The organism is Sporosarcina sp. E16_8 (assembly GCF_017347095.1).
Taxonomy (GTDB): Bacteria; Bacillota; Bacilli; order Bacillales_A; family Planococcaceae; genus Sporosarcina.
This window is the reverse complement of sequence record NZ_JADPRZ010000079.1, coordinates 1-8,830: the sequence shown is the minus strand read 5'-3', so window position 1 is coordinate 8,830 and position 8,830 is coordinate 1. Positions and strand designations below refer to the sequence as shown.

Sequence of the window (8,830 nt, the reverse complement as noted above, 5' to 3'; positions counted from 1 at the left end):
TATCCTTAATATTAAGAGCAAATAAGTGCTACTCGTAAGTTATAAAAAAGCAATAAGTGTATTCACAATGAAAAGGTTGGATTGTCATTTACACATAAATATTGACACTCCCCAGGTGCTGGGAAGACAACCTATTTAGTTAAAGAATCATTAAAGATTTCGAAAGAAGTACTGATTACGACATTTACACAAGAAAATGAAAATGAAATCAGAAGTAAATTTAAAGAACTAAATAAAGGGGTTATTCCACGAAATGTAACAATTAAAACATGGTTTTCTTTTTTAATAGGACATGGTGTAAAACCCTATCAAGGGACCTTAATAAATAATAAAATTAATGGACTTTTATTAGTATCAGAACAATCAGGTCTTAAATACAAAGGAAAAGGAAGACCTATATTTTATCCGGAAATAGATGTAGAAAAACATTATTTCAGTAAAGACTATAAAATATATTCGGATAAAATATCAAAGTTCACCGTTAAGTCAAACGAATTGAGTAAAGGGAAAGTTATTAATAGGATAAGTAAGATTTTTGATTATATTTTTATAGATGAGATACAAGATTTGGCGGGGTATGATTTGGATATTATTAAAATGTTAATGCAATCTCAGTCAAAAATTATAATGGTGGGAGATCCACGGCAAGTTACCTATTATACTCATTTCTCTCGGAAATACTCCAAATATAAAAATGGTAATATAGTAGATTTTATAAAAAAGGAATGTATCAATAAAAAATTAGATTGTATAATCGATGAAATAACTTTAAAAGATTCGTGGAGGAATAATCAACTAATCTGCGATGTTTCAAATAGGGTTTTCCTTAATTATCTGCCCAATGTATCCTTGCATAAAGAAGTGTCTAGTCACGATGGTGTTTTCTTTGTGAAAAGTAATGATATAGAACATTATTTAGAAAAATACAAACCGTTGCAACTCAGAGATACAAGAAGAAAAAAGGTAAACGAAAATTATCCTGTTTTGAACTTTGGTGAATCTAAAGGTAAAACTGTTAAAAGAGCTTTAATATATCCTACGAAACCTATATTATCTTGGTTTGAAGATCACACAAGTAATTTAGCCTTTTCAAGCAGATGTAAGTTGTATGTTGCTTTAACAAGAGCTATACATAGCGTTGCAATAGTTTGTGATAAAGACATCAGTGTCGAAGGGATTTCTAATTATTATAGAAGTAATTAGTCATTACGCTCATCATGTCCCTCTATCATAAAGTCGGGGGGAAGCGAGATGATTAGAATAGAAATTGAAACATTTGTTATTGAGTGATGGAGTTAAATACTTCCAAATCTAACACAATGTAAATATGTTAGATTTGCGAAAATTCTCTCTTTTTTAGAAAGGGAGAATTTTTTATCTATTGTAGGTGTCGTAACTTTTAAGTTTTGACACTCTAAAGTGGTAGTGATAGATTAGGGGTTATAAAGGTGTCATATATTAGGGTCATAAGTAAAGGAGATTTTTGCTATGAAATATGGCTATGCGAGGGTTTCGACGACTCACCAAGGTCTTCAATCCCAATTAGGGGCACAGTCAGGGAAATGCGGAATTACAACGTTAAGTAACTTACAGCAAAAAAAACGATTCCCTTACTAATGTTAGGAATCGTTTTTTAAAATTAAGAGATCTTCCGCAATAGCACCCTTTTGCGGAACAATCATAGTTCATACAAAACTTACTGGGCAATTTCTTTTTGGATATGCCTTCTAAAAAGAATTGTTAGAGTTAATAAAACAATTGGCGTTAAACCCAAGTAAGACAAGGGTGGATTAACGCCTGCGAAGTACATTGATATGGGCAAACTTGAAATAAAAGAAATTAACATAGCTCTCCATGAACGTTTAACAACCCCGAAGGAAAGAGATAAGAATGTCGAAAATACAGAAAGTGCCATTAATATCGGAAGTAGTATTACCATTATAAACACCTCCTAACTTTGCAAAATCGCCCGATTGAAGCACAAACCTTATGCGACAAATGCACCCGATAATTGAATGCAGGAATTACATGGCTTTAATTTCGGCAATGAATAATAAGAGAATAAATCCACCAACAACTACAAAGCCTATAATAAGCCAAATCAATAAAAGCCAACTTGTGGTCAAAAATATTTTCTCAAACCATTTGCTATTGAGTATTTTCATTTTCTACCTCAGTCCCTATTTAAAATGACCCGATTTTAGCCTAGTCATTATTCTTTAAACGCCCCCGATTGCAGTTATAGACCAAATCGTTAATTATCGAAATCATCGTCAAGCCATGATTTCTTTTTTACTCCTTGGTCAGATGTTTTTTCGAGAGATTGCCCCACGACAGACCTGTTAATTCCATCTTTAACAGCTTTAAAAATTACAAGATACAGAATGAATAACCCTGCAATCCAAAGAACAATCATACCAAAAACTTGACTTGCCATTATCTATCACTCCAATTCCTATATAACAATCTGGCCCGTTACTAAAAAAGGGTGAAAATCCTTGTTAAAGAATTGCACCCGATTGTTGATCAATCTCACTCCTTATTAACTCTCTCATAAAATGTGGTAACAAAGATATCAAAATTAAATCTAAAGCTATCGCCTAAATTATCAAGTAAAGTGTTTAGTTCAATTCTTGAAAAATATTTCCCATCTTTCACATACCTAATTTCTTCTTCCAATCTTAAGATGCTATTTATAATATCTACTAAGTAAACTCTTTCTTCACTCGTATAATTTTCTTGAGCAACAAGCATCAGTAATGTATTTCTACTCTGAATCACATCACGAAGCATCTGGTCTACCTTATTTTTATCTATCGTTACTGGTTTTGTACTAACTAACCAATCTTGTTCGAATATCGGGAGAATATACTGGGTCCGGTCTATAGTTAAGTTTATGCTGTTGTGACTAGTGTTACGGGTGTTTTTAAATTCTTTACTCAACTCTTTTTCATATGATTCTTTAAATTCATTTAAAATATCCTCATAGCTTTTATCGTTGATATATAAAACTTTAACTGGCTTGTAAGTATAACTTTTATAAATACTGATGGGGGAGAATGGAAATAACCACGTCATGAAAAGTAAGAAAAATACAGCTACTCCTACCAGTACGAAAGATTTTTTTCTATTTTTCAAACCCATGATATTCTCCTTTCAGTCCTGTTTGAAGCACAGCTTTTCCTACACAATCGCACCCGATTGCTAAGTATAGAATTCTATATTTTTAAGACTGTCCCAGTGAATTAGCTCTTGTCTTTATAGCAAGTTTATTCAAAAACAGCCAAATGTGAAAATAAAGAACAGAACCCACAACTCCTAAAACTAGATACTCCATAACTCCTTCGCCCCATCCGTTTCTTACCAAATCCCCTAAGGCATAAATGTTACAAATTATTCCCAAAGATAAAAATATAATTAAAGATATAAAGTAATTTCGTGTTTTAAAAAACTCTTGTACAAAGAAATCTACGCATAAAGTGATAAAACCGCCAATCAAAAAGACTGGCAATACAAAAAATCCCCATATAACAAGAAAGTCAGTTAGCTCAAAGTAATTTAATGAATCAAAATAGCTTAATGAAATCAGTTGTACAAATATAAAACTGCTAACAAAACTAGTGATTACGTAGATAATTAATATCATTCTTCATTCTCCTTTTTAAAAAAGAAAGGATCATTTTATTTAAGAATCTGGCCCGATTACGGAATACTGGCTTAATTACGTATTAAACCGAGTTTGTATAACAAGTATAACATTTCCATTTCTGAAAAGTATATTTATTATCCGGAAGGTATGAAGTGGTGGAGGTATTGTCACTCACTGGTATTTTCTATTTTATTTCTCTGCCTCATAATTATTTTCAAAATCAATCTGTCAAAAATGTTGGCGAAGAATGATTTTGAAAAGAAGTGGGGAGGAAAAAGAATGTCAGATTTTAAATTAGCAAAGCACCAGGATACATTTGAGACCAAAAAACGTTACCACAACAGAAAAATTCATATTGAAAAAAAGATGGGGGAGATCCCAAGACAATATGAGGGAGATATTCGAAGGTTCAAAGAATATTGTTCCAATACGGGCCAAATAGTTGGAACAGAGGCTTTGCTAGATTATTTATATATCTCATTGACCAAACAGAGAGTTAAAAAAACGACATGGGAACGTAGACTGTCAGCTATTAGAAAATACTTAAGTGTAATTCATAGTATAGAATTCAAAGGGGAAGCTAGATTTGCGTACGAGCTTTCAGCGATGCGGAAAATGTATCGTGAAGATGAATATGCCCATTTAATTCAGATTCGAGGAAAATCAGCTATTGATAAGAGAGAATTGATGCATACTCTTAATAAGTTACCTATAAGAGCAAAAGCAATTTGTTTAGTTAATCTTGTAACCGCTAACCGACCTAATGAAATGGTTCGTTTAAAAATATCAGATTTTGATTTAAAAAACAGATCCGTCCATGTTTATTTGAAGAAGCAAAAAAGATGGCATACTAAACGGCTCACGAAAGACGTAATCAATGCAATAGAGCTTTATATAAACGAATACGGTCTTAGAGCAGACGATTACTTTGTAGGGAGAGTATATAAGAATGGACGCTATGAGAGCACAGCTATTAGTGAAATAGGTTATTGTAAAGCTCTGCAGCGGTGGACTGGGGGACTTACCGGATACAATTTCAGGAAAAGCCAAGTGGTAGCCATGCACGCAGCAGGTGCAGATTTACCAACTATCGCGCAACAAACAGGACATAAATCACTGGAAACTTTAGTTCAGCATTACCTAACTGTGTCTGAGACAACCTTGGATAAATATTTGTAGGTATAGAAGAAAAATTAATTTGGGTATTATAAAAACCTCTTTTACCATTCTCGGTAAAGGAGGTTATAGGAGCTTCTTCTATTATAATGAGCTAGATGTTTCTTCTTCGAGTGCTTTCACTAATTTATAAAAACTAGTTTTCTTAACCCCAGCTTCCTGCATTGCTTGCACTGCTGTTAATTCTTTAGCTCTCCATTTTCTGTAAACCTCTTTAAACTCTACTGAAAGCAGAACTTTAGGTCTTCCAAACTGAACACCATTTTGCAACGCCAAATCAATTCCTTCACGCTGCCGTTTCCGGATGCGTTCTCGTTCCTCTTCAGCCATCCAGGAAAGGATCTGCAAAACCAAGTCCGCAATAAATGTCCCCATACTATCTTTGTATTGCGTCGTATCGAGTAACGGCATATCCATCACAATAATATCGGCTTCGATATTTTTCGTAAGGTCATTCCATTCCTGTAGGATTTCTTCTTTGTTCCGACCAAACCGATCCAGCGAATGGATATACAATATGTCGCCTTTTCGGATAATCCGTTTAAGCAATTGATAGTTTACACGTTCAAAGTTCTTTCCGCTTTGCTTATCCAAATAGATATCGCGTTCATTAATATCTAACTTTTTCATAGCTTCCAATTGCCGACCTTCATTTTGATCTTTGCTGCTAACGCGTATGTAACCAAATTTGCGATGCTCCATAATTCACCTCGAAAAAGATTCTTTCCTTATATCATACCTGAAAATCGTCCGTATAGGTATGTGTAAATTAATGAACGTTCGCAAAGTTTTTCGATACATTTATGAACATTCTTTCCACTGTTTTTTAATCCGTTTCAACCCGTTCGTTAAAGTGTACTTTTACGAACTTTAATATTTTGATGCTTCTAATGTGGTTTTTATGTGAATGATAGGGGTGGAAAACACTGGAATATACATTTGCTTCTGCTATAATCTTTGTATGAAGTAGTGAATATTCAGTAAGAGATATATTCCACAATCGGGCCAGATTCTTGAAGAAGAATTGTACCCTTTTCAGTAATAGAGTCGTTTTAGTTGGAGAACTTTTTTTGAAACAGCCAAAATCCAAAACGGGAGGTAATTTGTTGGAAAGGAAATATAATTTATGGTCATTCATTTCATGTTTCTTTGTGTTAATGCTTGCATTACAAGCTTTATATGCGTCTTATTACGGAACTTGGCAAGTGGCACCACCTGCTCTGACTTTATGGTTACTAACCGTTATTACTTTCGTTACGGCTATAATTGGATTTAAAGACAAAAGTAGTAGGTGGGCGAGATGGAGAAGTTGGCTGACGGTGCTAATTGTATTCCCTCTTTCGGCAATATTTCTGTTAGGGGTAGCCGTAAATACAATTGCGAGAGAACCCCTTGAAACAGCACAATCACCTGACTCCAAAATCATCATCGACTTTTACACATTAAACGGTGGAGCAGCTACCTCCATTGGTGTATCAGGAGTTATAAATGGTCCCCTTTGGTTTATAAAAAGGATTTATTACCAAGACCATATGGACAGAGTTGATGTGAAATGGACAAACAATCATATCGTCACGATTAACAATCATACTTTGAACTTGAAAAAAGGGGAAACCTTTTCGAATTAATAACTTTTAGTACAATCGGGGGCGTTTGCTTTATAAGAGATTGCGTCTATATCGCAATCGGACCATTACTTTAAAGAAGGGCGGTGAAAATAATATGAAAAATGCATGTGCATGTAATGATTCATATGATTTGAAAGTTGAAGCAGATATAGGTGCTGATGCAATTTGGTGTAATAATTGCTACTATAACTTTGGCATAGAACATGTTCCAATTTCAATCGAGTTGAAGAAGGAATTACTGGAATGAAGATTGGGATATGGTGAATGGATTGATTGGGAAAATGATGGAATAGTCCCTGCTGGGATTGAACTTGAAGAAATACATAATAAGCAAGGATTGGAACTAACAGAAAAAGTACAAAAAGAACTCGAAGAAAAATATAAAGTCACGTTTTCACCTTCCACATTTGCAAAAAGGCATGCAAATAAAAATCAGTAACCTTTAATCAAGAATCGGGTGCATTTGTTGCATAAGGGCTACGCAACAATAGGGCCAGTTAGTTAAACAAAAAGCCATAAAAATGGGGGAATTAAATGTATATTGTGTCTATCGGTTTTGTTATAATTTTTCTTATGTCAACGACCACGGGACTACTTTTAATGTTTAAGCTAAGAAAGAAAAATAAATATAACGTTGTTACTGGAACTATTTCTTTGGGGACTGGAATCTTTTCTTTAATAGCCTGCATATTTTTTTTGTTTTGAATGGTAAATAAGGACATTATTCCTGAAAGAAGAATGAAACTTACCATTTGATGCAAATAGGTGGTAATAGTACCCAAGCAACTACAATGAAGAGGTTTATTTAGCAAAATGTGACCTCTACTTCAACACTCGGGTGCGTTTACGGGATAAAGGATTTGTGCCGATTCAGTAATTGGGCCAAATTGTGGGAAACATTTTGATGTTGTTATGTACAACGATAATAAATAAACTGGCAAAAAAGAAGGTAATCATGTTGGAGATTGTTACTCAGAAATTAATATATATAGCATTGTTTATTTTTATCATTCATTCTATTGAAACGCTTGCCTATGCTGTAAGGCTTTCTGGAGCACGGGTAAGAATGATTGCTTCAGCCTTATCCCTTTTTAATATAATGGTGATGTTTTCAAGATTGGCAAATATGATGCAACAGCCTTTTACAGGAAGTCTAATAGACAATGCACCAAGTCATAATGCACAAGAATTTGTAGAGACACAATTTCGATTCCTCATAGGGGCCTCAACAGTTGGAACAGCTTTTGGAATACTTTTACTCCCCACTTTTGTAGCTCTATTTTCAAGGGCAATCATTCATTTATCGAAAGAAAAGGGTTCTGTTCCATCATTATTTAAAAGGCTATTTTCCTTGCAGTACATAAAGCGAGGCATAACACATTTCAGTTTGCCGAGGTTTTCATATCTAAAAGATACCAAAGTCAAAGATATTCCAGTGAGGCTATTCTTAATAAATATGATAATAACTGCAATCTACACTATCGGTGTATTATCTGCTTTATATGCAGCGTTGCTTACCCCAGAGCTTGCATCAACAGCAATTATGGCGTCAGGTTTAATAAATGGAATGGCAACAATACTGTTAGTTATTTTCGTCGATCCAAAAGTCTCTGTGATGGCTGATGATGTAGTTAATCAGAGAGGGAATTATCAAACGCTTAAAAACATTTCGTTGATGATGGTTACGTCCAGATTATTAGGAACATTGTTGGCACAATTATTTTTTATACCGGGAGCAAAATACATTGCTTGGTTTACACAATTCATAGTTTGAAATTATTCAGCAAAAGGGTGCTGTGTAGTGCAGCATTGTGCAAGAATAGGGTGCGATTGTTTAGCGACAAATTTTGAAACTTGCTTTAACTAAGCTGTTACTTTGAGAGTTAATTTGCACCTGTTTCAAGTGCTATTTTGCACCAGAAATAAATAATAAAGCCTAATTTCCCTTTTAAACGCTAGGGAAATTAGGCTTTTGATGTTAAACAATCGCACCCGTTAATTGAATCCAGTGTTTTAAATCTAGGTAAGGTATGTGAAGTAAACGCCAATAAACAATAGTCATACTTCATTATTGTACTTCATGATACTTATCATATATTTGGGAGTAACCGTCTTTTAATTCATTTATTTTGCTTTCATTATTTGAAATAATGTCAATGACATCACTGCTGACATATATCAAGAACTCATCTGTATAGAAGCTAATATAGGCTGCTCTATGACCATTTAGCATTCTTGAACAATACTTTATTACATTTTCTTTTTTTATATTTCTTATAGTTGCGTAGATGAATCTCGGTGGTTGTCAAGATAGTTGTCGCATATTACTCTCTTCCTAGATTAGCTATTTAGTCAATATCAATTGATTTCTTTACCG

Annotated in this window: 11 protein-coding genes and 1 pseudogene; 7 read left to right on the top strand and 5 right to left on the bottom strand. The window is 34.0% G+C overall.

Annotation, left to right across the window (positions count from 1 at the left end; genetic code table 11):
- Nucleotides 1-120 precede the first annotated feature (120 nt).
- A pseudogene (locus I2484_RS20290) lies at nucleotides 121-1,203 on the top strand (UvrD-helicase domain-containing protein); the annotation flags it as partial.
- Nucleotides 1,204-1,488: 285 nt separating this feature from the next.
- Nucleotides 1,489-1,617, top strand: coding sequence for a hypothetical protein (locus I2484_RS21750; RefSeq protein ID WP_255551636.1), 129 nt, complete (start codon nucleotides 1,489-1,491; stop codon nucleotides 1,615-1,617).
- A gap of 79 nt (nucleotides 1,618-1,696) precedes the next feature.
- Here I2484_RS21750 and I2484_RS20285 read toward each other — a convergent pair whose 3' ends face one another.
- From I2484_RS20285 to I2484_RS20270, 4 genes are all read right to left on the bottom strand, one after another.
- Nucleotides 1,697-1,939, bottom strand: coding sequence for a hypothetical protein (locus tag I2484_RS20285; protein ID WP_207152867.1), 243 nt, complete (start codon nucleotides 1,937-1,939; stop codon nucleotides 1,697-1,699).
- Between the two features lie 315 nt (nucleotides 1,940-2,254).
- Nucleotides 2,255-2,437 carry a hypothetical protein gene (locus I2484_RS20280; protein ID WP_207152866.1) on the bottom strand — a complete coding sequence of 61 codons (183 nt, stop codon included), beginning with the start codon at nucleotides 2,435-2,437 and terminating at the stop codon, nucleotides 2,255-2,257.
- Nucleotides 2,438-2,532: 95 nt separating this feature from the next.
- Complete coding sequence (locus I2484_RS20275) at nucleotides 2,533-3,144, bottom strand: hypothetical protein (protein WP_207152865.1); 612 nt, start codon at nucleotides 3,142-3,144, stop codon at nucleotides 2,533-2,535.
- Nucleotides 3,145-3,226: 82 nt separating this feature from the next.
- On the bottom strand, nucleotides 3,227-3,646 hold the full coding sequence (locus I2484_RS20270) for a hypothetical protein (protein ID WP_207152864.1): 420 nt from the start codon (nucleotides 3,644-3,646) through the stop codon (nucleotides 3,227-3,229).
- A gap of 282 nt (nucleotides 3,647-3,928) precedes the next feature.
- Here I2484_RS20270 and I2484_RS20265 point away from each other — a divergent pair, with 282 nt between their 5' ends.
- The gene (locus tag I2484_RS20265) at nucleotides 3,929-4,828 is read left to right on the top strand and encodes a tyrosine-type recombinase/integrase (RefSeq protein ID WP_207152863.1); all 900 of its coding nucleotides are present in this window, start codon (nucleotides 3,929-3,931) and stop codon (nucleotides 4,826-4,828) included.
- A gap of 81 nt (nucleotides 4,829-4,909) precedes the next feature.
- Here I2484_RS20265 and I2484_RS20260 read toward each other — a convergent pair whose 3' ends face one another.
- On the bottom strand, nucleotides 4,910-5,527 hold the full coding sequence (locus I2484_RS20260; RefSeq protein WP_207152862.1) for a recombinase family protein: 618 nt from the start codon (nucleotides 5,525-5,527) through the stop codon (nucleotides 4,910-4,912).
- Between the two features lie 404 nt (nucleotides 5,528-5,931).
- Between I2484_RS20260 and I2484_RS21745 the strand changes: the two genes are divergently transcribed.
- From I2484_RS21745 to I2484_RS20245, 4 genes are all read left to right on the top strand, one after another.
- Nucleotides 5,932-6,453 carry a DUF5412 family protein gene (locus I2484_RS21745; protein WP_255551635.1) on the top strand — a complete coding sequence of 174 codons (522 nt, stop codon included), beginning with the start codon at nucleotides 5,932-5,934 and terminating at the stop codon, nucleotides 6,451-6,453.
- A 94-nt stretch (nucleotides 6,454-6,547) separates the two neighbouring features.
- Nucleotides 6,548-6,700 carry a hypothetical protein gene (locus tag I2484_RS21900; RefSeq protein WP_346014227.1) on the top strand — a complete coding sequence of 51 codons (153 nt, stop codon included), beginning with the start codon at nucleotides 6,548-6,550 and terminating at the stop codon, nucleotides 6,698-6,700.
- A 3-nt stretch (nucleotides 6,701-6,703) separates the two neighbouring features.
- Nucleotides 6,704-6,892 (top strand): hypothetical protein, encoded by a 189-nt coding sequence (locus I2484_RS21895; RefSeq protein WP_346014226.1) that lies wholly within the window; start codon nucleotides 6,704-6,706, stop codon nucleotides 6,890-6,892.
- Nucleotides 6,893-7,411: 519 nt separating this feature from the next.
- The gene (locus I2484_RS20245; protein WP_207152868.1) at nucleotides 7,412-8,227 is read left to right on the top strand and encodes a lipid II flippase Amj family protein; all 816 of its coding nucleotides are present in this window, start codon (nucleotides 7,412-7,414) and stop codon (nucleotides 8,225-8,227) included.
- Nucleotides 8,228-8,830 lie beyond the last annotated feature (603 nt).

Bases quoted from the DNA above. Each gene is read 5' to 3' on its own strand.
- I2484_RS21750 (WP_255551636.1), top strand. From the start codon at position 1,489: ATGAAATATGGCTATGCGAGGGTTTCGACGACTCACCAAGGTCTTCAA.
- I2484_RS20285 (WP_207152867.1), bottom strand. From the start codon at position 1,939: ATGGTAATACTACTTCCGATATTAATGGCACTTTCTGTATTTTCGACA.
- I2484_RS20280 (WP_207152866.1), bottom strand. From the start codon at position 2,437: ATGGCAAGTCAAGTTTTTGGTATGATTGTTCTTTGGATTGCAGGGTTA.
- I2484_RS20275 (WP_207152865.1), bottom strand. From the start codon at position 3,144: ATGGGTTTGAAAAATAGAAAAAAATCTTTCGTACTGGTAGGAGTAGCT.
- I2484_RS20270 (WP_207152864.1), bottom strand. From the start codon at position 3,646: ATGATATTAATTATCTACGTAATCACTAGTTTTGTTAGCAGTTTTATA.
- I2484_RS20265 (WP_207152863.1), top strand. From the start codon at position 3,929: ATGTCAGATTTTAAATTAGCAAAGCACCAGGATACATTTGAGACCAAA.
- I2484_RS20260 (WP_207152862.1), bottom strand. From the start codon at position 5,527: ATGGAGCATCGCAAATTTGGTTACATACGCGTTAGCAGCAAAGATCAA.
- I2484_RS21900 (WP_346014227.1), top strand. From the start codon at position 6,548: ATGAAAAATGCATGTGCATGTAATGATTCATATGATTTGAAAGTTGAA.